The sequence below is a fragment of the Streptococcus pneumoniae genome, assembly GCA_040719455.1.
Lineage (GTDB): Bacteria > Bacillota > Bacilli > Lactobacillales > Streptococcaceae > Streptococcus > Streptococcus pneumoniae_G.
In genome coordinates, this window is sequence record JBFDTN010000001.1 from 1,965,125 (window position 1) to 1,989,413 (window position 24,289).

The following is a 24,289-nucleotide window of genomic DNA, read 5'->3' on the forward strand; positions in this document are numbered from 1 at the left end:
GATTGGTATTCTTGATCTAATGTTGGCAGATTATCACATCCGCATTTTTGCGGTATCAACCTATAACACCGACTATATCTTGGTCAAAGAAGAAGAGTTTGCCCGAGCAGGGGATGTTTTAGCAGCAAATGGCTATAAAATTGTGTAGAAAATAAAGTAGGGCAGTGGATGAGCAGTTCATTGCTTTTTACTTGTCTAGAAGTCAAGCCCCATTGCTTTTGCTTTTCAAAGTCAGTGATTTAGGGTATAATAGTCAAAGATAGTCAGTGTGATGCAAACATGAAAGAGAAAGGATCTGGGATGGGCGCAAAAAATACATCAGATAGTATTGAAGAATATATCAAGGCCTTGCTTGCGCAAGTTGGGATTGCAGAGCTCAAGCGTAGTGAGTTGGCAGACGTCTTTCAGGTCGTTCCGAGCCAGATTAACTATGTCTTAAAGACACGTTTTACGGAAAGTCGTGGCTATATTGTAGAGAGTAAGCGTGGCGGTGGTGGCTATATCCGTATCGGAAAAGTCGAGTTTTCCAATCACCACGATATGCTTTGTGAGTTGATGAGTAGCATCGGCGAGCAAGTCAGTCAGCAGGTCTTTGAGGATGTGCTGCAAATGCTCTTTGAAAAGGGAGTCATGACCAGACAAGAAGGAAGTCTCTTGATGTCCGTTGCCCTAGATTCGGTCTTGGGAGAGGGTGCTGAGAAGATTCGCGCACGCATGTTAAAACGAATTTTGCAACAAGTAGATAGAAAAGGAATGTAGGAAATGAAGTATTCAAAAGCCTTAGAGCAGAGCTTAGCGTCAGCCGAGGTGCTCGCTAGTCATTTTGAAGCGCACTATTTGGAGTCTTGGCAGGTTTTGATGGCGATTGCTAATAATCCGTATAGTGTAGCTGGAGCAGTATTAAATGATTATCCCTTAGAAGTAGATCATTTAGAAGAAGCAGCTCAGACAGTGACAGGGAAAGCTTATCAAAAAGAACCTCAAAAACGTGAGCTGCCATACTCTTATCGCTTACAAGAGCTTTTTGACATGGCTGAAAAGATTGCAGTAGCGGTTCATGCCAAGAGTCTAGGGACAGAACATGTCTTCTTAGCCATGCTTTTAGATCGAGCAACGCTTGTGTCTCGGATCTTAGAGGAGGCAGGTTTTACCTACGAAGAGAAGGAGCGTGGTATTCGAATCGCTGATGTCCGTAAAAATCTCAGTCAGCGAGCTGGTTGGGACAAGGATGACTGGAAAGCCATTCGTAGTCTCAATAAAGCTCCAAATCAAAACAAGCAAAATATGGCGAATATGATGGGTATGCCACAAGCACAAAGTGGTGGTTTGGAAGACTACACGCGTGATTTGACAGAATTGGCACGAGCTGGTCAGCTAGAGCCTGTGGTTGGACGTGACGAGGAAATCTCACGTATGATTCAAATCTTGAGTCGCAAGACGAAAAATAATCCTGTCTTAGTCGGAGATGCTGGTGTCGGAAAAACAGCTCTAGCCTTGGGATTGGCTCAGCGTGTAGCGAGTGGTCAAGTGCCTGGTGAGATGGCTAAGATGCGAGTTTTGGAGCTTGATTTGATGAATGTCGTTGCTGGCACGCGCTTCCGTGGGGATTTTGAAGAGCGGATGAACAATATCATCAATGATATTGAAGAGGATGGTCGTGTAATTCTCTTTATTGATGAACTCCATACGATTATGGGCTCAGGGAGCGGGATTGACTCCACGCTTGATGCAGCTAATATCTTGAAGCCAGCTCTTGCTCGTGGAACACTGCGGACGGTTGGTGCTACGACGCAAGAAGAGTATCAAAAGCATATTGAAAAAGACGCTGCGCTATCTCGCCGTTTTGCAAAAATCACGATTGATGAACCAAGTGTGGCTGACAGCATTCGCATTTTGAAGGGCTTGCGAGAGAGCTATCAAAGTCATCACAAGGTGGTGATTTCAGATGCAGCCATTGAAACAGCGGTGAATTATGCTCATCGTTATTTGACAAGTAAGCATTTGCCAGATTCGGCGATTGACTTGCTAGATGAGGCAGCAGCTACGGTGCAAAATAAAGGAGCTAAGACTGGTAGCTTCGCTCAGTCTGAGTTGACAGAGGCGGATGTGGCTCTGATGGATAAGAAATTCACTCAGGTAGCTCGTCTATTGAAAAAAGAATTAGAGCCGCACCACTATATCTTGAAAGTGGAAGAATCAGATATTTTAACGACCTTGAGCCGTTTATCAGGTATTCCTGTACAGAAATTGAGCCAAACGGATGCGAAGAAATACTTGAGTTTAGAAACAGAATTGCACAAGCGTGTGATAGGACAAGATGCGGCAATTTCAGCGATTAGTCGTGCCATTCGCCGCAATCAATCAGGTTTGAAAACCAGCAAGCGTCCTATTGGTTCTTTCATGTTCTTAGGACCAACAGGGGTCGGTAAGACAGAGCTTGCTAAGGCTTTGGCAGAAATTCTTTTTGATGATGAGTCAGCTCTTATTCGCTTTGATATGAGTGAGTATATGGAGAAATTTGCAGCGAGCCGCTTGAATGGAGCTCCTCCAGGTTATGTGGGCTACGATGAGGGAGGAGAATTGACGGAGAAGGTCCGCAATAAACCTTACTCAGTGCTTCTTTTTGACGAGGTGGAGAAGGCTCATCCAGATATTTTCAATGTTCTCTTACAAGTGCTTGATGACGGAGTTTTGACCGATAGTAAGGGGCGCAAGGTCGATTTTTCAAATACCTTGATTATCATGACGAGCAATATCGGTGCAACTAGTCTTCGAGATGATAAGACAGTAGGCTTTGGAGCTAAGGATTTGCGCTTTGACCATGACATGATGGAAAAACGTATGTTAGAAGAGTTGAAAAAGGCCTACCGTCCGGAATTTATCAACCGAATTGATGAGAAAGTAGTCTTCCATAGTCTATCTAGCGAAGACATGCAGGAAGTGGTGAAAGTGATGGTGAAACCATTGATTGCAGCACTTGCTGAAAAAGGAATGGACTTGAAATTCCAGCCATCTGCCCTCAAGTGGTTGGCAAAAGAAGGGTACGACCCAGAAATGGGAGCAAGACCTCTCCGCAGAACCTTGCAAACTAAAGTAGAAGATCCATTAGCTGAGCTACTTTTGAAAGGTGAACTAGCAGAAGGGCAAGTCTTAAAAGTAGGTGTCAAAGGCGATAAACTCAAGTTTGATGTTGTTTGATATAGTCATTTAGTTTTCATTTATTACGTCGTTAACTCGTTTTGCTTCAACAGTCCAGTGGACTGTTGAAGGTGGGGAATAAGGATTATGAAATAATCCTCAGTTCATCCCAGTTATGCCTGGGACTTGTTGCCTCGTACTAAATCAAAACTAAACAACTATAAATTTGAACCAATAAAAAATAAGGAAGGATTTTGTCCTTCCTTATTTTTTAGGCATTCACCTGTAAGAGATTTTCGATTTCCTCCAAGCTTTGGGCTTGTGAGATAGCGCCACGGAGTTTTGCGGCACCAGATGTTCCACGCAGGTAGTGTGGAGCTAAGCCACGAAATTCGCGTACGGCAACGAATTCGCCTTTGAGATTGACCAAACGTTTGAGATGCTCATAAGCAATCTTCATCTTGTCTTCAAAGCTCAAGTCGGGTAGGATTTCCCCTGTTTCAAAGTAATGATTGATTTGGTTGAAGATATAAGGATTTCCCATAGCGGCACGACCGACCATGACAGCATCGGCACCAACTTCCTCGATCCGCTGCTTGGCTTCTTCGACGGAGCGAATATCACCATTTGCGATAAATGGAATTTTAGTCAAGGCACTTGCAACATCACGAAGAGTTTCAAGGTCTGCATGTCCTGTGTACATTTGCTCGCGCGTCCGTCCATGCATGGCAAGAGCGGAGACACCTGCGCTCTCAGCGGCAAGGGCATTTTCCACAGCAAGGCTCGTATCTGACCAACCCGTTCGCATTTTAACCGTTAGTGGAATGTCTAGGACTGATTGCACCTTGTGGATAATGTGGTAAATCTTATCCGGGTCTTTTAGCCATTTAGCACCAGCCTCGTTTTTGACGATTTTGTTTACAGGGCAGCCCATGTTAATATCCACAATGTCTGTCCGCGTGTTGTTTTGGATGAATTCCGCCGCACGGCAGAGGCTATCCGCATCGCTTCCAAATAATTGGATAGAAACGGGATTTTCTCCCTCATCAATATGAAGCATGTGGAGGGTCTTTTCGTTATTGTACTGAATGCCTTTATCAGACACCATTTCCATGACAACCAGCCCTGCTCCGAGTTCTTTTGCGATGGTTCGAAAGGCTGAATTTGTCACACCAGCCATGGGCGCTAGAACGGTGCGGTTGGGAATTTCCACATTTCCAATCATAAAGGGCGTATTAAGATTTGTCACGAATCAAGTCCTCCAAGTCTTCTTCAGTAAATTGATAGTCGGTTTGGCAAAATTGGCAGATGATTTCTGCGCCTTTGTCCTCTTCTTTCATCGCTTCCAATTCTGATGTTGGAAGTGTTTTAAGGGCATTGAGGAAGCGTTCCTTGCTACAATCGCATTTGAAATGTAAGTCTTCCTCAGATAAGCGTTTGTAAGCTTCATCTCCGTAAATGGCGCTAAGAAGAGCTTCGATGTGGTCTTCTGACTCTAGCAAGGTTGAAATGGCAGGCATTTCCTGAATCCGCTTTTCAAAGCGGGCAATCTCAGCTTCCTTAGCGTCGGGAAGGACCTGTACGAGAAAGCCACCTGCAATCTTGACTTTATCCTCTTCATCTAAGAGAATATTGAGTCCGACCGCAGACGGTGTTTGCTGACTTTCGGTCAGATAATAGGCAAGGTCTTCTCCGATTTCTCCAGTGATCAAAGGTGTCATAGAATGGTAAGGGTTGCGCATGCCGTAGTCAGTAATGACGAGAAATTCACCATTGCCGACAAAGGGTCCTACCAAGACTTCACCAGTGGCAGTTTTCTTGATATCCACTCCAGGATTTTGCACATAGCCCTTAACATTTCCCTTGGTGTCTGCAACGGAAATGATAGCGCCAAGCGAGCTAGAACCTAGCACTTTCACAGTTACTTTAGTATCGCCTTTTTCATTCGCTGCAAGGATTTGATTGGCAATCAAGGTGCGTCCTAAGGCAACGGTTGAGCTAGCAAGGGTCTGATGCTTTTCTTGAGCAGTTCTGACAGTTTCTGTGCTATCTAGCACAAAGGCTCTAAAAGAGCCGCTTTCTGATATTGTTTTAATAATCTTGTCCATTCCTCTATTTTACCATAAAATGAGGTGAAAAGGGATTTGTGAGATTGGTTTTATGGATTTTCACATTGGATGATTTGCTGTTGGACGAGGTCAAGGAGTTGTGTATAGTACTCTTTTTCATCTTGTAGGAAATGCGAGAGTTGAAAAGCCGTTCTTGCTTTTTTAAGAGAATGCTGAGCTTGTGCGCTGTCCTGTAAGATAAAAATTTCATAGTAGGCTTTGATCATCTGAACTTGGCTTTGGGGCTGTTGAAAGACTTTTTTGATGTCTTTTGTCTCAGCTAGCTCGGTTGCTTTTGGAAGCTCCTCTTTGAGGAGATAAGTAAGTAGTAGCAAAGCTTGACTCATCATTCGAATGGTGGCAATTTCAGTAAATTGTGATAGGGTGAGAAGTTGTTTTTCGGCTTGGTCTAGGTGTCCATGAAAGAGCTGGACTTCCGTGTGGTTCAAATAAGCGGTTTGAGCGATAATCCCAGCTTCAAGAGGAATTTCCTGCGTGAAATCAGCTAACTTGGCTTCTTGATTATCCAAAAATAGCTGGGCTGCATGGTCTAGTTCTTGATAGAGATAGACTTTGTGCTGAGGATACAGGGCTAATTCGAGGATTTTAGCCCCATCAGTGATTCCGTTAGGATCGATGTTTAGGATGAAAAGAGCAAGATTGAGAAAAATTTGTGGCAGAAACCAAGTCCAGACTTGGCTCATCATCCCAAAGAGGAGGTAGCAGCTGGCTAGTGTGAGGTGGACAATGAGTCCGCCAGAAAACATGAGAATATCTCCATCAGTTTCCCTATTCTTTTTGACACCGATGTATTGAGCGGCAGCTTCTTTGGTCAAGAACTTCTTTTTATAGCGTACACCATGTTTTAAAAAGACAATATTCCATTTTCCCAGACCTAAAGCTATGGTTTGATAACCGCTGATTCTACCAAAAAACGCATGCCCTAATTCATGGAGGATAAGCGCTAGATAAAAGCCAAGAATCCAAAGAAATACTTGGATAGGGATGTCATACAGAGGATTTTGGCTTACGCCAGCTTGATAGCCCAGAATGCCAAAACTTGCATAAATCAAAAAAATAGCTAGAATGGAGCAGAGGATATGGATAACTTTTAAAAAGTAGGGTTTATGTAACATCTGTATCTCCTCAGTCATTTTATAATCATTTAGTTTTCATTTATTACGTCGCGAGTTTATCTTGCTTAGTTCTAAATCAGCGTGAAACAATTATATGTATTATAGCATACTTTTTTAAGTTTAGATAGGAGTTTTGAAGACCATCGTTCAGTTTTTGCAAGAAATAGATAATATTTTTTAAAGAAATTTAGACATTTTACGGACAATATTCGCTCTAATCTTGAAAAAATCGCCAAAATCAGCTATAATGAATTGTAAGAGAAACTAGCAGGTGAGAGTCCTGCCGTGCGTGAAGAAAGGAAGCAGAGTTTGCTCTGCTGTAAATAAGTAAAAGATATGACATCAGTTGTTGTTGTAGGTACCCAGTGGGGCGACGAAGGTAAAGGAAAAATCACCGACTTTTTGTCTGCTAATGCAGAAGTGATTGCACGTTACCAAGGTGGTGACAATGCAGGTCATACGATTGTCATCGATGGCAAAAAATACAAGTTGCACTTGATTCCGTCAGGGATTTTCTTCCCAGAAAAAATTTCGGTTATTGGAAACGGTATGGTGGTCAATCCAAAATCGTTGGTGAAAGAATTGAATTACTTGCATGAAGAGGGTGTGACGACAGATAATCTTCGGATTTCAGACCGTGCACATGTGATTTTACCATACCACATTAAACTCGACCAGTTGCAAGAAGAAGCTAAAGGCGACAATAAAATCGGCACAACCATTAAAGGAATCGGCCCTGCTTACATGGACAAGGCTGCGCGTGTGGGAATCCGTATTGCAGACCTCTTGGATCGCGAGATTTTCAGAGAGCGCTTGGAACGTAACTTGGCAGAAAAAAATCGCTTGTTTGAGAAACTGTACGATAGCACAGCGATTGCTTTTGATGAAATCTTTGAAGAATACTACGAATACGGTCAGCAAATTAAGAAATATGTGACAGACACTTCTGTTATTTTGAACGATGCCTTGGATCAAGGCAAACGGGTTCTCTTTGAGGGAGCGCAAGGGGTTATGCTTGATATCGACCAAGGAACTTACCCATTTGTAACCTCATCAAACCCCGTTGCAGGTGGTGTGACCATCGGATCTGGAGTTGGACCAAGCAAGATTGACAAGGTGGTTGGGGTATGTAAAGCCTACACAAGTCGTGTCGGAGACGGACCATTCCCAACAGAACTTTTTGACGAAATTGGAGAGCGCATCCGCGAAGTTGGTCATGAATATGGAACAACGACAGGTCGTCCACGCCGTGTTGGCTGGTTTGATTCTGTGGTTATGCGTCATAGCCGTCGCGTATCAGGCATTACCAACCTATCTTTGAACTCGATTGACGTTCTTTCAGGCCTTGAAACCGTGAAAATCTGTGTGGCTTATGATCTAGATGGCAAACGCATTGACCACTACCCAGCAAGCCTTGAAGAACTCAAACGCTGCAAACCAATCTACGAAGAATTACCAGGCTGGTCTGAAGACATCACAGGCGTCCGTAGCCTTGAAGACCTCCCAGAGAATGCACGCAACTACGTCCGTCGCATTAGCGAACTCGTCGGCGTCCGCATCTCAACCTTCTCAGTCGGCCCAGGCCGCGAACAAACCAATATACTGGAAAGTGTATGGGGTTAAAAAGGTCCGGGGGACCTTTTTAAGTTGGAAATAGGAGCTTTGCGAAGCAAAGGGTCCCCTTACGGGTTGTTTTAGGTTGGAAATAAGGATTTGTGGGAACAAATCCTCCGCTTTACAGGCTTACGCCTCGTTTTAAGTTGGAGATGAAGAAAAACGCCGAAGCGTTTTTTGTCCGCGGAACAACCTTATTGTACCTATGGAACATTTTTCATTAGCAAAAACGCTGATCAATGATTCCTGTTTTCAGTTGAAGAAAAAGTCTCAAACAAAGATACTTGTTTGAGACTTTTTCTCGTTATTTCTTCTTATACGTTTCTGGCAGGGTCATAATCATGACGAGGTAAATCACGGGCACAAGTAGGTAGAAGATATTAGCTGGCCAGTAGCCGAGGTGTCCGTAAATCCAGCTCCAGATATAGTTCAAGATAGTGTAGAGTCCATAAGTCACTCCCCAGATAATTCCAAACATGAGGGTTGCTTTTTGTGGATTCATATTTGGCAATTCATGTGGGATATTGAGGTAGACTGCGTATTGGTAAAAAATGAGGAATCCGCAGACAAAAAAGAAAAGGTAACCAAGAAAGGCAAGTTTCAACAGAGCAATGCTTGCAATTCCAGCTGCCATTGCAAGAGTTGCTGCAATTCCTAATTGGACTAAATACGGTTTACGTTCACGATTGACAGGGCGTTTCAAGCGGACTAAGGTTCCCATGATTCCACCACCTGAAATGGCACAAATCATATATCCTGAGACGAAAAAGTCTGGGAATTCCTTGGCGAGCTGTCCAGGAATACTATTGAGTGACATTACATAAAGAATGAGGAAGGCACTGAAACCAACGGCAAAACGCCAAACAAAGGAATCTTTGATTGCCATACCATAGGAATAGGCTTGAGCAGGTGCATTTTGAGCATTTCCAGCTGTTTCAAAGTCTTTTGCTTTAAACAGCCATACGATAAAGGTCGCAATAGCGACAAGTGCTACACCGCTGAGTGTGATGCGCCAGTCCGCTCGAAGAGCATCTGACCAAAAGACGAAGGCGATGGCAATGACAAAGGCACCGATATTATAGCTTGCGGTAATCAAAGATGAATAAAAAATCTTGTTTTCTTGAGCGACAAAGCGTACAACGATTGGGTTCATGAATACCATAATCATAGAACCGCCCAGCGCCATAATCATTCGAGCGATGATATAGAGCCAGTAGTTAGGCATCCAGACTGCAACAAGAGCAAAGCAGAGTAGTCCGATAGCGATTTGAGCTGCACGCTTGATGCCAAATCTGACTAGCACAGCGGCTGCTAAGAAGTTTGCGATGACCCGTGCCACCGTAATAGTGTAGTTAACCATTTCAGAAATGGTTGGATCTACTCCTTTATCTCCAAAATAAGTGGCAACAATCTGAGCACCGAGGTTAGAACCACCGACCCAGCTGGCGGCAAAAGTAATATAAGCAATCAACAGGGTGTAAAACATGAGAATCCCTGTTTTTTTTGAAACAGATTTGTCTGACATAAACAATCTCCTAGTATTTTTTTAATCTGATAGCGCTTTCAAGAATAGTCTATCATGTAACCAAATGAATTGTCAAAGAAAATGCTCATGAGATTTCCATTTATTTTAATGAAAAAATTGGAAAAAGACAGAGAATCAGCAAGCTTTTTTCTTAAAATAAAGGTTAAGTTTATTTTAAGGTCTCTTCGATATACTAAATCCATCAAGTAAAGACCTACTAACTTTATTTGATAGAATCCTAAATTTTTCATAATAATCTCCCTATAAAAGCCACCCAATTCGGTGGCTTTTATGTTTATCTGTGATGTTATAGAGATGGAGTTAGGTTTTTATACATATCAGATAAAATAGTCATCTTGTCCTTTAGGTTTGACTTTTTCGAGTAGAGCCAAGAAAAAGTCCTTGCTTTTTGGTATAATGATACAAGCGAAAGGAAGCAAAATGGAGTATACAAGAGAAGAAAAAGAAAACTTTATGAAAGAAGCCTTGAAAGAGGCGAGGATTGCCTTAGAGCATGAGGAGATCCCCATTGGCTGTGTGATTGTCAAGGATGGAGAGATTATCGGGCGCGGGCACAATGCACGAGAGGAGTTGCAACGCGCGGTTATGCATGCGGAGATTATGGCGATTGAAGAGGCAAATAAAGAGCAATCTAGCTGGCGATTGCTTGATACGACTTTGTTTGTCACGATTGAACCGTGTGTTATGTGTAGTGGGGCAATCGGTCTTGCACGCATACCACAGGTAATCTATGGAGCCTCCAATCAAAAATTTGGAGCTGCAGGGAGTCTCTATGATATTCTGACAGATGAGCGTTTGAATCACCGTGTTAGGGTCGAAAGTGGTGTTTTAGAAGAGGAATGTGCCCAGATCATGCAGGAATTTTTCAGAAATCGACGGAAAAAATAATTTTTCATATGCAAAAGAGAAAAAATGTGTTATAATAGTCTATGGAGCAACAGTTTTGCGTGAAGCGGGTCAGGGGAGGAATCCAGCAGCCCTAAGCGATGTAATCTGTGTGCTCTTTTTTACGATATGGATAATCCCTCTGAAACTAGGATTTCAGAGGGAATTTTTTTTTGTGAAGAAAAAATAGTTTAAAAAATGTAAAATAGACTTGACAAAAAATGTAAAGTTAGCTATACTTTTAATTGTAAAGGAAATTTTACATTTCTAAGAGTCATGACAATTACGAAAAGAGGAAAGGGGAGCATGGAAACACGGATACAAGAGTTACGCAAGAGCCAAAAGCTCAATCAAGCTGATTTGGCAGACGCTTTGGGAGTGACCCGCCAGACAATCATCTCTCTAGAAAAAGGGCGCTACAATGCTTCGCTTGAATTAGCGCATAAAATCGCTCGATTTTTTAATCTAACGATTGAAGAAGTCTTTATATTTGACGAATAGGAGAAATAAGATGAAACTAGTGAGATCATTTATCGTAGGAATTGCTTTAGGAATTATCGTTTATTGCTTACTTCATTCTTTATTGAGTCTTGCCCTATTGTTACTAGGGATTGGATTCTTATGCATGTACTGGGAAAAGCAGAACACAGTCAGGAAAGGAGAGGAGTAAATGAAGAAAGTGAGTGAGAAAGAATTTTTTAGAGAAACAGCAATAACTATTTGTATGTATATTCTAAATCTTGTGATTGTCGGCTTTCTAGTTTCTCGTTTATCCAGCTGGTGGTTAGATTAGATTTGCTTTTAGGTGTATGGGGTTTGATTTCTCTATTTATGCTAGGAGTCATGATGTATATAGTCTTGAATCCAGTGTATCGCAAGCGTAAGTTCATTGAGCGAAACGATGAGCGTCATCAGCTGATTCAGGAAAAAGTTGCAAGGAATGCTTATACAGTTCTAGCATTTGTGATTGCAGGAATCTTTGGCTATGCTTTGACAAGTTATGCCTTATCAGGAGAGGAGCTATCAATTTCTTTAGTGGTGGTAAGTACGGTGCTATTAGTGATTGGAGCAACAACCTATACCCTTTCGAGGTTACTATTAGAGAGAAGAATGTAAAAATAAGGCTGAGACAAAAGTGTCCAGCCTTACTTTTTTATAAATTGAACAGTTTGACGTATATCAATAGTCAGGGAAGTGACTATTGATACCTGAGTCTAAAAATGGGAAAGTGAAGATGACAAAATCGGTTTCTGCGAAATAATGATTGAGTCTCACTCCCATTTTATTTACTCAATCACCAACATGCCTTCTTTGATTTCAAAAGGTTTGTTTTGGTTGATGCGGTCATAGAACATGATGCCATTGATGTGATCAATCTCGTGTTGTACGACAATGGAGTTATACCCTTTGAGTTTGAGGCGATGTTTTTCGCCATGCTTATCACAGTATTCTACGGTGACGCGTGCATGACGGACGACATAGCCAGGCACTTCGCGATCAACAGATAAACAGCCTTCTCCATCTGCCAGAGCAGCATCTTGGACAGAGTGAGAGACGATTTTAGGATTGTACATGATGGCTTCTAAATCATAGGCGTTTTCTGGAGGATTGCTCTCTTCATCAGGGACATTTGGCACAAGGACAGCAATGATGCGTTTTGAAATGTCGATCTGCGGAGCAGCTAAGCCGACACCTCCTCGAAGTCCCATTTTCTCTGCCATGACAGGGTCTTGGGAATGTTTGAGAAATTGCAGCATTTTCTCGCCAAGGATGACTTCCTCATCGCTCAGTGGGAAGCTGACTTCTTCAGCAACCTTGCGTAGAGTGGGGTGTCCTTCTCGGATAATATCGTTCATATCAATTAAGTGGCTTGCTTTGGTTAATTCTTTAATGACAGACATAGTTTCTCCTTCTTTTATCATTGATAAATATACCACAAAAAGGAGCAGAAATAAAGCTAGGAGGGCTCTTTTTACAGAAAATACAGTTGCCTCGTGGGTTAAAAAATTGTATCATGAAAGAGAAGGGAGAGTAGGTATGCGCTTAGATAAATTTTTAGTAGAGTGTGGAATTGGCTCGCGGACAGAGATTAAAAAAATCCTCAAAAGAGGAGAGGTAATGGTGAATCAAGTTGTGGAAAAATCTGCTAAAGTCCACATTGATGAGCAAAAAGACGAGATTTGCTACCAAGGGCAGGTTTTACAGTATGAAAAATTTGTTTATTATTTGTTAAATAAGCCTAAGGGTGTGATTTCTGCGACAGAGGATGCCAACCATCGTACGGTTTTGGATTTGCTGGATGATACGGCAAGACACAAAGAGGTTTTTCCTGTGGGGCGGCTGGATATTGATACGCATGGATTGTTGCTCTTGACCAATAATGGAGCGCTTGCCCATGAGATGTTATCGCCTAAAAAGCATGTGGATAAGGTCTATCAGGCTGAGATAGCAGGTGTTATGACGGACGAAGATGTGATTCGCTTTTCGGAAGGAATCGTACTGAAAGACTTTACTTGCCAACCAGCTGACTTGAAAATCTTAGAAACGGATGAAATCAATCAGACTTCGTACGTAGAAATCCGTATCTCAGAAGGGAAATTTCACCAGATTAAGCGCATGGTAGCTGCTTGTGGCAAAGAAGTAATAGACTTAAAACGTCTGAGTATGGGACCTCTGAGCTTGGATGAAGGTCTTGCCTTGGGTGGATATCGTCGCTTGAGCTCGCAGGAAATGGAGCGATTAGCTGTATTTAGCGTAGAATTATAAACTAGGATCTTGGAGAAGTTTTCTCCAAGATTTTTTGTTAAGAAAAATTTATCAAACTTAATGCAAGTTATATGTTGCATTTTATAAAATATAGTGTATAATAAAGAGTAAAGGAGGGATTATGAAAAATCTTCGGTTGAAAATGGCGCGTGTGGAGCATGATTTGACCCAAGGGCAGTTGGCAGATGAGATTGGTGTGACACGGCAGACCATTGGTTTGATTGAGGCTGGTAAGTATAACCCCAGTATCAGCCTGTGCTTAGCGATTTGTCATCGCTTGGGGAAAACATTAGATCAATTATTTTGGGAGGATGCTACAGATGAAAGCTAAGAAAACACTTGTAGATGAGCGTGTGATTGGACTTGAACATCAGATTATGGCTGAGATTGGATCAATACTGCTAATGGTATTGCCGATATCTGCATTGATTAAGTCAGCGATTTTACATCAACCTTTTGAGAATTACAGTTTTGAGATTGTTGCAAGTCTAGTGACTTTGGTCTATTCGATCATTCGTTACATGATAAAAGGACTTGATATGACTCGTGGCGGAAATCTCTGGCTACAAGGATTGGGTTGCAGCCTTCTTGTGACGGTGATTTGTAGTTGGAATAATTATCAGACTTATGGCAGTCATTATCACGGCTTGAGTGATGGTCATTTTTGGGCAGTTGTACTCATCCTTTTTATCTCCTCTAGTTTATTTTTTTATATGATGTATGGCGGATTAACTCTTTTGAACCGTTACAGTCAGAAAAAAGCCCTCAAGCAGTTTGACAAAGACGAGTAGGCTAGGTATTTTTGAGATTGATATTTGACAAATCCAAACAAGCTTGATAAAATAAGAGTGTCGTTAGAGACAAAAAAACTTTTTCTTGGTTTTAGGACTGCCAAGCCTAAGACTCGGATTAAGCGGAAAACAAAGGAGAAAATCATGGCAATCTCAAAAGAGAAAAAAAATGAAATCATTGCACAATATGCTCGTCACGAAGGTGATACAGGTTCTATCGAGGTTCAAGTAGCTGTTCTTACTTGGGAAATCAACCACCTCAACGAACACATCAAACAACACAAAAAAGACCACGCTACTTACCGTGGTTTGATGAAAAAAATCGGTCGCCGTCGTAACTTCCTTGCATACTTGCGTAAGACAGACGTTAACCGTTACCGCGAATTGATCCATTCATTGGGACTACGTCGCTAATCAAAAGGCAGCTTTTACGCTGCTTTTTTGTTTTCCAAATAGTGCTTTAGTAAGTATTTGGAAAGAGTCAAGACAAAAGAAACGAGGCTGGAAATTTTCCAGTCTCGTTTGTTATGTGATGTGAAGAATTATTGTTCCAATTCTGCGCTATAAGTGATGATTTGATCCACCGTGTCAGAGAGGAATTGGATGGTATCACGCAGGGGCTTGTCGGTAGAGATATCTGCACCGATGAGTTTTGCGGTTTCAAGGGGTGTTCTGCTACCACCGGATTTGAGGAGTTCTAGCCAGTCAGCGGCTCCTGTTTCCGAATGTTTGAGATGGAGATAGCCAGCTGTTGAGAGGACTAAGCCAGCTGAGTAGGTGTAGCTGTAAAGCCCCATATAGTAGTGGCTTTGACGCATCCACGTTAGAGCGGCATCGTCATCAATTTCCACGGCATCTCCCCAGAACTGGGTTAAGACCTCTTTCATAATGCTGTTGAGCTTATTTGCCCCAAAGGTTTCTCCATTTTCAATCAAGGTGTAGACCTGACGTTGGAAGGCAGCTTCTAGGAGGTGAGTGATGAAGTTGTGGAAATACGTATCTGTCAAACGGTGCGCAAGAGCAAAGCGTTTTTGGTGTGGATTGTCAAATTGATGTTCCAAGTAATCGCTAAGGAGCAATTCATTGAAAGTCGAAGGGGCTTCGACATAGTAGGTGGACATGTGGGTGTTGAAATAGCTTTGGTGATTGTCTGAGAAGATAAATTGTCCAGAGTGTCCAATCTCGTGGATGAGGGTATAGACATCACTCATTCGTCCTGTCCAACTCATCAGCACATAAGGATGCACGCGGTAAGGGTCTGTCGCATAACCGCCAGAATCTTTGCCACTATTTGCCGCAAAATCCACCCAGCGCTCTTCTTGGTAGCGAGCGACTTCTCGACAGTACTCCTCTCCTAGTGGGGCAACTGATTTCATGACTAAATCATAAGCATCCGCAATCGTCACTTCTGGGTTGAGTTCGTTGTCAATGTCGAGTTTCCAATCGGCAAAGGTCATTTTTTCAAGTCCGTTGACTTTAGCTACGTGTTTGAGGTATTTTTGTGCGACAGGAGCAAATTCAGTCATAATGAGGTCAATTTGACGGTCAAACATCGCACGATCCACTTCTTGTTCTGCAAGGAGGTAGTCAAAGACGGAGTCATATCCGCGCATATCTGCCAAGAGTTTTTCGGATTTGACTTGGGCTAGGTAGCTAGCTGCAGCTGCATTTTGGTGTTTGCGAAGTCCTTTTGAGAAGGAACGGAAAGATTTTTCGCGGACAGTAGCGTCTTCGTGATTTTGATAGTAGTTTTCATAGGTGATGAAGCTATTTTTATAGACTTTGCCGTCGATTTCAAAATCCTCCATAGCGTAATCACCAGCCCGCATCTTGGCATAGATATCATAAGGGCTGCCAAAGACTTCGCGAAGGTTGGTGAGGGATTTTTCTACTTCAGCTCCAAGATAGTGTTTTTTGCGAATTTTTGCTAAGCGGATTTCGCTGGTCAAGTGTGGTAACTCTAACAGCTGGTCTAAAATGGTTTCATCTGCTTCTAAGACAGCAGCGTCAAAAAAGCTGAGTTCCACTCGTGCCCAGGTCTCAAAATCAGCTCCTGCTTGGGCGATTTGAGCAAAGCTCTCATTGCCAAAGTCAGTCGTCTGCGGCATAAAAGCGTAGTTGCCGATATGGCTCATTTGGATATAAATTTGCTCGATCTCAGTATAGGCAGCCTCAAAGTCTGTAAAAGTCGTGAGTCTTCCCGTGTAGTTGAGGCAGAAGGTTTGAATATCTTCTTTGGCTTTTTCAATGGCGCGTAGAAAATCTTCTTGGTCTTGGTAGAGGGCAGTCAGATCCCAGAGTTCTTGTTCTGGAAATTGATCTCTTGATTTCTGTTCAAGCATAGTATTCTCCTTTGAGGTCATTTTTAGAATCGCCTTTCCTGATAAGAAAGCCGTTTCATTCTTTTATTAGTATATCAAAAAAATCGGGATTTTGCCGAAAATTCTTGATTTTCCTTGGTTTCTTTTCTTTAAAAATATGGTAAAATGGAAACTATACGAACTTGGATACAAAGATGAGTGTGAAAGAGGTTTCCCATTGATCTTTGTAGGCCAGTCGTATAAAACACAAACAAGGAAAGTCTGCTTTTCTTACATTACAGGAGTTACTATGTCAAAACAAACTTTTAACACTACTTTTGCAGGTCGTCCTCTCATCGTTGAGGTCGGTCAGGTCGCAAAACAAGCAAACGGTAGCGTCGTTGTCCGCTACGGCGAAAGTACAGTCCTCACTGCGGCTGTCATGTCGAAAAAAATGGCAACAGGAGATTTCTTCCCTCTTCAAGTCAACTACGAAGAAAAGATGTATGCAGCAGGTAAATTCCCAGGTGGATTTAACAAGCGTGAGGGTCGTCCGTCGACGGACGCAACCTTGACGGCTCGTTTGATTGACCGTCCGATTCGCCCCATGTTCGCAGAAGGTTTCCGCAATGAAGTGCAGGTCATCAACACCGTCTTGTCTTATGATGAAAATGCGAGCAGCGCAATGGCAGCTATGTTTGGTAGCTCGCTTGCCCTATCCATCTCAGACATTCCATTTAACGGGCCAATCGCAGGTGTTCAAGTCGGCTATGTGGATGGTGAATTGATTATCAACCCAACCAAGGAACAGGATGACGCTTCCCTGCTTGAATTGACTGTTGCAGGAACCAAAGATGCCATTAACATGGTTGAGTCTGGAGCTAAAGAACTTTCAGAAGAGGTTATGCTCGAAGCCCTTCTCAAGGGTCACGAAGCGGTCAAAGAATTAATTGCCTTCCAAGAAGAGATTGTGGCTCAAGTTGGTAAGGAAAAGGCTGAAGTCGAGTTGCTCCATGTGGATGAAGACTTGCAGGCTGAAATCATTGCAACTTACAATAGCGACTTGCAAAAAGCCGTTCAGGTAGAAGAAAAATTAGCCCGTGAAGCAGCGACCAATGCTGTGAAAGAAGAGGTGACGGCTGCCTACGCAGAAAAATTCGCAGACCATGAAGAGTTTGACCGCATCATGCGCGATGTGGCAGAGATTTTGGAGCAAATGGAACACGCAGAAGTGCGCCGTTTGATTACAGAGGATAAGGTTCGTCCTGACGGTCGCCGTGTAGATGAAATCCGTCCGCTTGAAGCAGCAGTTGACTTCTTGCCGCGCGTGCATGGTTCAGGTCTCTTTACCCGTGGTCAAACCCAAGCCTTGTCTGTCTTGACCTTGGCGCCAATGGGAGAAACGCAAATTGTCGACGGTTTGGATCCTGAGTACAAAAAACGCTTCTTGCACCACTACAATTTCCCACAATACTCTGTTGGGGAAACAGGGCGCTACGGTGCACCAGGTCGTCGTGAAATTGGTCACGGTGCCCTTGGAGAACGCGCGCTTGAGCAAGTATTGCCAAGTCTTGAAGAGTTCCCGTATGCCATCCGCTTGGTAGCAGAAGTCCTTGAGTCAAACGGTTCATCATCTCAAGCCTCTATCTGTGCGGGTACGCTCGCTCTTATGGCTGGTGGTGTACCAATTAAGGCACCAGTAGCAGGGATTGCCATGGGCTTGATTTCAGATGGGACAAACTATACTGTCTTGACCGATATTCAAGGTCTTGAAGACCACTTTGGGGATATGGACTTCAAGGTGGCAGGGACACGTGACGGAATTACTGCCCTTCAAATGGATATCAAGATTGAAGGAATTACGGCAGAAATCTTACAAGAAGCCCTTGCTCAAGCCAAGAAAGCTCGTTTTGAAATCTTGGATGTGATTGAAGAGGCTATTCCAGCAGTTCGTCCAGACTTGGCACCGACTGCACCGAAGATTGATACCATTAAGATTGATGTCGATAAAATCAAGATTGTCATCGGTAAGGGTGGCGAAACCATTGATAAGATTATCGCAGAGACAGGTGTCAAGATTGACATTGATGAAGAAGGTAACGTAGCCATTTACTCAAGCGACCGCGATGCCATTAACCGTGCCAAAGAAATCATTGCAGGCTTGGTGCGTGAAGCAAAAGTTGATGAAGTTTACCGTGCTAAGGTTGTCCGTATTGAGAAATTCGGTGCCTTTGTCAACCTATTTGACAAGACAGATGCCCTTGTCCATGTATCTGAAATGGCGTGGACTCGTGTCAATCGAGTAGAAGACCTGGTGCAAATCGGCGATGAAGTCGATGTCAAAGTCATCAAGATTGATGAAAAAGGCCGTGTGGATGCGTCGATGAAAGTGTTGCTCCCTCGCCCACCACGTCCAGAGAAAAAAGATGGAGAAAAAGAGCATCACGCTCCAAAACACCCAAGAAAACCAAAGGAAGAAGACAAGAAAACAGTAGAATAAGCTCCACTAGCTTATAGTAGCCTTGATTGTCAAAAATGAGAGAGTAGGACTTAATCTTGATTTTTTCACTTCCTAATTTCTAGGCTTAAGTATGAACGGTCACTCCCCTGACTCTCGTCTCCAAGCTTAGGTATGAATAGTCCACTGGACTGCGAAGTTAACGCTTTCATAATCGAGAATTGTGAAAGGTTGGAAATAGGGCTAGCGAAGAAACGTTCGCTAGCTCCTTCTAATAGAATGTTGATGTATCAACGTTTTGGAGAAGCAGCTCACAACTTCCTTTTCTCTTAAATAGCTTCGCTGGAGCATTGGCGACAGGACTACGTTAAGCTGTTCAATCTATAAAATGTAAAGAAGTAAGTTTTTTGGTTCAACATTCTGCTTTCTTATATCGTTTTAGGATACATAAGGTTAGAAATCAAATTTATATATCAATTTATCCCACACTATCAGTTAGGAAGGAAAAGAAGTCGTATGGGCTGGTGGAAAGAAAGTATTGACATTGTTAAGAAACATGACCCTGCTGCACGGACAACGCTAGAAGTGCTCTTGACCTATCCAGGGCTAAAGGCCCTTGCGGCTCATCGACTGTCTCATTTTCTGTGGGTTCACGGCTTTAAATTGCTGGCTCGGATGCACAGTCAATTTTGGCGATTTTGGACCCAGATTGAGATTCATCCAGGTGCTAAGATTGCTAGTGGTGTCTTTATCGACCACGGCTCGGGTCTTGTGATTGGGGAAACGGCTGAGGTTGAGTCAGGTGTCATGCTCTATCATGGTGTGACGCTTGGTGGGACTGGAAAAGATGTTGGTAAGCGCCACCCGACCGTCCGAAAAGGTGCTCTTATTTCTGCCCATGCCCAGCTGATCGGTCCGATTGAGATTGGGGAAAATGCTAAGGTTGGTGCCTCTGCTGTGGTTGTATCTGATGTGCCGAGTGATGTGACAGTGGTTGGAATTCCTGCTAAAATCGTTCGCATTCATGGGAAAAAAGATGAACAGGCCATTCACCCCTTGCAAGAAGCAAGAGAAGCGAGTTACCATTCTGCCAAGTTGTAAGGACGAAAGAGGGATAAGAATTTTTGGAAGCAAAATTGGGGTCTTGTCACCTTTCTGATACTGGGTGTGCTAGTAGTTATTTATAGTTTCATTGAGGGAAAGACTGTATTAGGCATTATCTGAGTACTCTGTGTGATGACTTACTCCCTAATACTTTCTCTAAACTATAAAAACCGAGATAAGGAAAATAAGAAAGAACAGATAAAAAGTCTGAATGATGATTCCTACTAAATTAGAAAGGAGAGGGGATTTGAAGTTTAAGTGACAAACTGAGAAAATACAAATGAGTTGAAGTTTCACTGTTTTCTATATCATCCCCATATCTGAATGATGATTAAAATTTACGATACTATGACACGGAGTCTGCGCGAGTTTGTGCCTTTAGAGGCTGGCAAGGTCAAGATGTATGTCTGCGGGCCGACGGTTTATAATTATATCCATGTAGGAAATGCCCGCTCTACCGTGGCTTTTGATACCATTCGGCGCTATTTTGAGTACCGTGGCTTTGAGGTGACTTACGTATCTAACTTCACGGACGTGGACGACAAGATTATCCACCGCGCCAAGAAAGAAGGGGTGACTCCGCAAGAAATTGCTGAGAAGTACATCGCAGCTTTTACTGCGGATGTAGAAAAACTAGGGGTAAAACCCGCGACCAAGCACCCTCGGGTCATGCACTTCATGGATGAAATTGTGGCCTTTATTGAAGACTTGATTGCAAAAGGCTACGCCTATGAGTCAGAGGGTGATGTCTATTTCCGAGTGGAGAAGTCTGAAAACTATGCAGCTCTTGCCAATAAAACCTTGGAAGATTTGGTCTTGGGAGCCAGCGGTCGGACAGATGAGGAGACAGCTCGCAAGGAAAATCCTGTTGATTTTGCCCTTTGGAAATCCGTCAAGGCAGGGGAAATTTCTTGGGATAGCCCTTGGGGAGCAGGTCGTCCGGGCTGGCATATTGAATGCTCGGTCATGGCGACAGAAATCTTAGGCGACACCATTGACATTCATGGTGGTGGTGCGGATTTGGAATTCCCTCACCATACCAATGAGATTGCCCAGTCAGAAGCAAAGACGGGCAAAACCTTTGCTAACTACTGGATGCACAACGGCTTTGTTAATATCGATAATGTCAAGATGTCCAAGTCCTTGGGCAACTTTATCACTGTTCACGATGCTCTTGAAACGGTGGACGGTCAGGTCTTGCGTTTCTTCTTTGCCACCCAGCATTACCGAAAGCCGATTAACTTTTCAGAAAAAGCTGTACGAGACGCAGAAGTTAATCTCAAATATTTGAAAAATACCTACGAGCAGACCTTTTCAGAAAATGTGGACCTAGAGCGTCTAGCGGAGTTTGAAGGCAAATTCTGCCAAGCTATGGATGAAGATTTTAACACCGCAAACGGGATTACGGTTGTCTTTGAATTGGCCAAGTGGATTAACTCAGGCAATTACAATCCTGAGGTCAAGGCGGCGCTTGAGAAGATGCTGGCAGTCTTTGGTATTGTCTTTGAAGAAGAGGTGCTAGATAGCGAGATTGAGGCCTTGATTGAGAAGCGCCAAGCTGCGCGGGCAGCCAAAGACTTTGCGACTGCTGACCAGATTCGTGACCAACTAGCAGCGCAGGGTATCAAACTTCTTGATACCAAGGACGGAGTGAGGTGGACACGTGATTGATGTGACACTCATCAACGGGATTGCCCTTGCCTTTGAGGGCGATGCTGTCTATTCCATGTATATTCGCAGGCACTTGATTTTTAAGGGCTTGACCAAGCCCAATCAACTGCACCGTGAGGCCAATCGTTATGTGTCGGCTAAAGCTCAAGCAGCCCTCATCTCTAAGATGTTAGAAACTAATTTTCTGGCAGAAAAAGAAGTAGACATCTACAAACGTGGTCGCAATACCAACAGTCACACCAAGGCAAAAAATGCGGATGTAGTGACCTATCGCATGTCAACAGGTTTTGAAGCGGTGCTCGGCTATCTCCACATGACGGAGCAAACCAAGCGACTTGAAGAAGTGATTAACTGGTGTATTGAGGAAATAGATTAGAAAAAAGAGGATGAATGAGCCTCTTTTTGATGATTAAGCTGTTTCTTTGTACCGCTCATAAAAGGTGACTTTTAGCTGAATAAACCGTTCCAAGTCGTGCAAGAGTTGGTAGAGCGTAGCGCGTGTTTCAAATTCGATACGCGTTTTGGGGAGTGGACGCTTTCGAAAAGTGGTGAGAAAGTCATCAATGGCATCTAGCAGTTCGTGGGCGGGATTATTCTGGCTGAGTTGGGCAGCTGTTTTGGAAAAGAGCGTTCCTAAAATGCGACTTTCTTCGCTTTCTAGCTGACAGCCATCAATCATTTGCGCCATATCTCGCAAAATTCGATTTTGTGCCTGTCGCATCTCAAAATAGTGGACTTGGTAATCCGTTTGGTGAAAGACTTGATTGTGCCGATCCAGATAGACAATCCTGAGTGCCTCTTCTAATGTGGTATCTAGTTGCGTGATTAAAGTTGCATCATTTCTTCCATCTCCTGTAATGAGAAAATGATGAAACCGTAGTAAAATAGCTTTTAAGGAATGTTCGACTTGTAAGTGAAAATCATGGATTTTTTGATCTTGAGATGGCATATAAAGATTTGCGATGAGAGCGAGTCCTGCTCCGAGAAGAAAAAGAGCGAGTTCGTTACCGATTAGTGCGAAAGAGATAGATTTCTCAGCTAGGAGATGCGTGACCAGAACCGTACAAGGGGCAATTCCTGCAGTGAGATTTGCCTTGTAAGCAAGGGGGACGTAAAGGAGCAGGTAGAGGGCAAAAGATGCGAGATGAAAGCCAAAGAGCGAAAAGCAAAGGACGGCGGTAAGAAGTGCCAAGATCGTGGACCAAAGTCGTGCCCAAGCTGTTTTTAAAGAAGCTCTTCGGGTGTCTAGCACACTTAAAATCGCGATAATCCCAGCTGACGGAGCGTAAAGAAGATTTACCGTTTGCGCTAAATAGATAGCTAGGCAGGTGGCAATGACTAACTTGATGGTGCGGTGTAATAAAGGCATATCCTTCTCCTTTAAAGTAATGTTATCTAAGAACCTGTATTCACAGCTCAGCAACTCTATTCAGGGCTTATTTTTCGCTACTCATCGTTGCTTTTTCTCGAAATACAGTCAGTATTCCTTCAAAAAACGCCTTGATTATCGTAAAATAAGCTCCCGATTAGAATGACTTCGCTTATGAATACAGGTTCTAAACTGATTTCTATTGTAGCACAAAAAAGCTCATAAAAAAGAAGCTAAGACAAAAGTGTCTAGCCTTGATTCTTTTATAGATTTGATAGTTTGACGCAGTAGTTGTCTCACTCCCTGAATAGATCGTCTATCCATTTTCCTTGGGATAACGTTTGTAAAAATCGACTTTCAGCTGGATAAAATGCTCCAAATCGTGGAGGACTTGATAGAGTTTGGCACGGGTTTCAAACTCTTGTCTACTCTGGGGTAAGGGCCAAGCATGGAAATCTTCCCATAGTCTTGCGATGGCTTGGAGAAGAGCATGACCAGCATTGGTCTGGCTCAGCTGCTTTTCGGTTAGCTGAAAAATCTCAGCGAAAGCTTGTTTTTCTTGCGCATTCATTGGACAGTCTGTAAAGCTCTGTGCCATTTCACGCAAGATACGACTCTGTGCCTGCCTCATTTCAAAATAATGGACTTGATAATCCGTTTGTCGAAAGACTTGGTTGTGCCGATCCAGATACACAATATGTAGTGCATTTGAGAGAGTTTGGTCAAGTTGCGTGATGAGCTCTTCTATGGGAGATAGCGATTTATCCTCTAAAAAATCATGAAAGGCTTGTAAAATAGCCTTGAGTTCCCTCTCTACAGTGCGGTGAAATTCCTGAATTTTTTTATTTTGCGAAGGCATATAGAGATTAACCAAGAGTGCCAAACCAGCGCCAATGAAAAAGAGGCACATGGCATTCGTAAATAAAGGCCAGCTAATCGTTTTTTCCTGAAAGAAGTGAAGGACCAGTACCGTACAAGGGGGAATCCAAGCAGAAAGATTGGTCTTATAGGCAATAGGAACATAGATGCTGAGGTATAGCCCTAGTGCCCAGAGATTAAAGCCCAGTAGTGTAAAAGCGCTCATCCCAATGACCAAAGCAAGAATGGTAGACCAAAGCCTGTCCCAAGCGGTTTTAAAAGAAGCGCGACGGGTATCAAGGAGGCTTAAAATCGTGATGCTTCCAGCAGCTGTCGGATAAAGTAGATGCAGGACGTGCGCTAGCCAGACCGCTAAGCAGGTTGCCAAGGCTAGTTTAATGGTTCGTTGAAAGATAGGCATGCGTGTCTCCTAAAGTGTATTCATTCTATTGTATCATAAAAATAGCTTCAAACGGAATCGCTTTCTTTTAGTTTTTGAGAAAAATATTCTGGAAATAGCCTTCTTTGCGTTGGAAAACTTGATT

The 24,289-nt window shown here is 43.1% G+C and carries 24 protein-coding genes and 1 other RNA gene; 17 read left to right on the forward strand and 8 right to left on the reverse strand.

The features are described 5' to 3' along the window. The first annotated feature begins 19 nt into the window (after window positions 1–19). The 3 genes from AB1I63_09575 to AB1I63_09585 all read left to right on the forward strand — a co-directional run bounded on the left by AB1I63_09575 (window position 20) and on the right by AB1I63_09585 (window position 3,198). Entirely contained in the window at window positions 20–148 is a 129-nt protein-coding gene (locus tag AB1I63_09575) for an ACT domain-containing protein (protein MEW4355080.1), read from the forward strand. A gap of 152 nt (window positions 149–300) precedes the next feature. Beyond that, entirely contained in the window at window positions 301–759 is a 459-nt protein-coding gene (locus AB1I63_09580) for a CtsR family transcriptional regulator (protein ID MEW4355081.1), read from the forward strand. A gap of 3 nt (window positions 760–762) precedes the next feature. Beyond that, window positions 763–3,198, forward strand: coding sequence for an ATP-dependent Clp protease ATP-binding subunit (locus AB1I63_09585; GenBank protein MEW4355082.1), 2,436 nt, complete (start codon window positions 763–765; stop codon window positions 3,196–3,198). A 211-nt stretch (window positions 3,199–3,409) separates the two neighbouring features. Here the strand turns inward: AB1I63_09585 and dusB are convergent, their stop codons facing one another. From dusB to AB1I63_09600, 3 genes are read right to left on the reverse strand one after another with little or no spacing between them, the layout of a single operon-like run. Next, a complete protein-coding gene (dusB, locus tag AB1I63_09590; protein ID MEW4355083.1) occupies window positions 3,410–4,387 on the reverse strand; it encodes a tRNA dihydrouridine synthase DusB in 978 nt (325 codons plus the stop codon). Then, window positions 4,374–5,246: an Hsp33 family molecular chaperone HslO gene (hslO, locus tag AB1I63_09595; GenBank protein ID MEW4355084.1), complete on the reverse strand. Its 873-nt coding sequence runs from the start codon at window positions 5,244–5,246 to the stop codon at window positions 4,374–4,376. The genes dusB and hslO overlap by 14 nt, the downstream gene beginning before the upstream one ends. Before the next feature lie 50 nt (window positions 5,247–5,296). After that, window positions 5,297–6,382, reverse strand: coding sequence for a hypothetical protein (locus tag AB1I63_09600; protein ID MEW4355085.1), 1,086 nt, complete (start codon window positions 6,380–6,382; stop codon window positions 5,297–5,299). 336 nt (window positions 6,383–6,718) lie between these two features. Between AB1I63_09600 and AB1I63_09605 the strand changes: the two genes are divergently transcribed. Continuing rightward, window positions 6,719–8,005: an adenylosuccinate synthase gene (locus AB1I63_09605; protein ID MEW4355086.1), complete on the forward strand. Its 1,287-nt coding sequence runs from the start codon at window positions 6,719–6,721 to the stop codon at window positions 8,003–8,005. Window positions 8,006–8,300: 295 nt separating this feature from the next. Here AB1I63_09605 and AB1I63_09610 read toward each other — a convergent pair whose 3' ends face one another. Further along, a complete protein-coding gene (locus tag AB1I63_09610) occupies window positions 8,301–9,521 on the reverse strand; it encodes an MFS transporter (protein MEW4355087.1) in 1,221 nt (406 codons plus the stop codon). Between the two features lie 441 nt (window positions 9,522–9,962). Here AB1I63_09610 and tadA point away from each other — a divergent pair, with 441 nt between their 5' ends. From tadA to AB1I63_09635, 5 genes are all read left to right on the forward strand, one after another. Next, complete coding sequence (tadA, locus tag AB1I63_09615; GenBank protein MEW4355088.1) at window positions 9,963–10,430, forward strand: tRNA adenosine(34) deaminase TadA; 468 nt, start codon at window positions 9,963–9,965, stop codon at window positions 10,428–10,430. A 32-nt stretch (window positions 10,431–10,462) separates the two neighbouring features. Beyond that, window positions 10,463–10,561: signal recognition particle sRNA small type (gene ffs / locus AB1I63_09620), an RNA gene on the forward strand. Window positions 10,562–10,733: 172 nt separating this feature from the next. Further along, the gene (locus tag AB1I63_09625; protein MEW4355089.1) at window positions 10,734–10,928 is read left to right on the forward strand and encodes a helix-turn-helix transcriptional regulator; all 195 of its coding nucleotides are present in this window, start codon (window positions 10,734–10,736) and stop codon (window positions 10,926–10,928) included. A 169-nt stretch (window positions 10,929–11,097) separates the two neighbouring features. Further along, on the forward strand, window positions 11,098–11,220 hold the full coding sequence (locus AB1I63_09630; GenBank protein MEW4355090.1) for a hypothetical protein: 123 nt from the start codon (window positions 11,098–11,100) through the stop codon (window positions 11,218–11,220). Between the two features lie 50 nt (window positions 11,221–11,270). Next, complete coding sequence (locus tag AB1I63_09635; GenBank protein MEW4355091.1) at window positions 11,271–11,543, forward strand: hypothetical protein; 273 nt, start codon at window positions 11,271–11,273, stop codon at window positions 11,541–11,543. 170 nt (window positions 11,544–11,713) lie between these two features. On the opposite strand, the gene def is transcribed toward AB1I63_09635, so the two are convergent. Further along, window positions 11,714–12,328 carry a peptide deformylase gene (gene def / locus AB1I63_09640; protein ID MEW4355092.1) on the reverse strand — a complete coding sequence of 205 codons (615 nt, stop codon included), beginning with the start codon at window positions 12,326–12,328 and terminating at the stop codon, window positions 11,714–11,716. 136 nt (window positions 12,329–12,464) lie between these two features. On the opposite strand from def, the gene AB1I63_09645 reads away from it, so the two are divergent. The 4 genes from AB1I63_09645 (at window position 12,465) to rpsO (ending at window position 14,398) form a co-directional block, all read left to right on the forward strand. Then, window positions 12,465–13,193 carry a pseudouridine synthase gene (locus AB1I63_09645; protein MEW4355093.1) on the forward strand — a complete coding sequence of 243 codons (729 nt, stop codon included), beginning with the start codon at window positions 12,465–12,467 and terminating at the stop codon, window positions 13,191–13,193. A 118-nt stretch (window positions 13,194–13,311) separates the two neighbouring features. Next, window positions 13,312–13,524 carry a helix-turn-helix transcriptional regulator gene (locus AB1I63_09650; GenBank protein MEW4355094.1) on the forward strand — a complete coding sequence of 71 codons (213 nt, stop codon included), beginning with the start codon at window positions 13,312–13,314 and terminating at the stop codon, window positions 13,522–13,524. Further along, on the forward strand, window positions 13,514–13,984 hold the full coding sequence (locus AB1I63_09655; protein MEW4355095.1) for a DUF6773 family protein: 471 nt from the start codon (window positions 13,514–13,516) through the stop codon (window positions 13,982–13,984). The genes AB1I63_09650 and AB1I63_09655 overlap by 11 nt, the downstream gene beginning before the upstream one ends. A gap of 144 nt (window positions 13,985–14,128) precedes the next feature. Continuing rightward, window positions 14,129–14,398 (forward strand): 30S ribosomal protein S15, encoded by a 270-nt coding sequence (gene rpsO, locus AB1I63_09660; protein ID MEW4355096.1) that lies wholly within the window; start codon window positions 14,129–14,131, stop codon window positions 14,396–14,398. 128 nt (window positions 14,399–14,526) lie between these two features. Here the strand turns inward: rpsO and pepF are convergent, their stop codons facing one another. Beyond that, window positions 14,527–16,326: an oligoendopeptidase F gene (pepF, locus tag AB1I63_09665; GenBank protein MEW4355097.1), complete on the reverse strand. Its 1,800-nt coding sequence runs from the start codon at window positions 16,324–16,326 to the stop codon at window positions 14,527–14,529. Between the two features lie 268 nt (window positions 16,327–16,594). On the opposite strand from pepF, the gene pnp reads away from it, so the two are divergent. The 4 genes from pnp to AB1I63_09685 all read left to right on the forward strand — a co-directional run bounded on the left by pnp (window position 16,595) and on the right by AB1I63_09685 (window position 21,893). Further along, window positions 16,595–18,784, forward strand: coding sequence for a polyribonucleotide nucleotidyltransferase (gene pnp, locus AB1I63_09670; protein ID MEW4355098.1), 2,190 nt, complete (start codon window positions 16,595–16,597; stop codon window positions 18,782–18,784). Window positions 18,785–19,258: 474 nt separating this feature from the next. Then, entirely contained in the window at window positions 19,259–19,843 is a 585-nt protein-coding gene (cysE, locus tag AB1I63_09675; protein MEW4355099.1) for a serine O-acetyltransferase, read from the forward strand. A gap of 330 nt (window positions 19,844–20,173) precedes the next feature. After that, a complete protein-coding gene (gene cysS, locus AB1I63_09680) occupies window positions 20,174–21,517 on the forward strand; it encodes a cysteine--tRNA ligase (GenBank protein MEW4355100.1) in 1,344 nt (447 codons plus the stop codon). Beyond that, window positions 21,510–21,893 carry a Mini-ribonuclease 3 gene (locus AB1I63_09685; protein ID MEW4355101.1) on the forward strand — a complete coding sequence of 128 codons (384 nt, stop codon included), beginning with the start codon at window positions 21,510–21,512 and terminating at the stop codon, window positions 21,891–21,893. The genes cysS and AB1I63_09685 overlap by 8 nt, the downstream gene beginning before the upstream one ends. 33 nt (window positions 21,894–21,926) lie before the next feature. On the opposite strand, the gene AB1I63_09690 is transcribed toward AB1I63_09685, so the two are convergent. Both AB1I63_09690 and AB1I63_09695 read right to left on the reverse strand, forming a co-directional pair. Next, entirely contained in the window at window positions 21,927–22,886 is a 960-nt protein-coding gene (locus AB1I63_09690; protein MEW4355102.1) for an aromatic acid exporter family protein, read from the reverse strand. 316 nt (window positions 22,887–23,202) lie between these two features. Beyond that, window positions 23,203–24,165 carry an aromatic acid exporter family protein gene (locus tag AB1I63_09695; protein MEW4355103.1) on the reverse strand — a complete coding sequence of 321 codons (963 nt, stop codon included), beginning with the start codon at window positions 24,163–24,165 and terminating at the stop codon, window positions 23,203–23,205. Window positions 24,166–24,289: the final 124 nt, after the last annotated feature.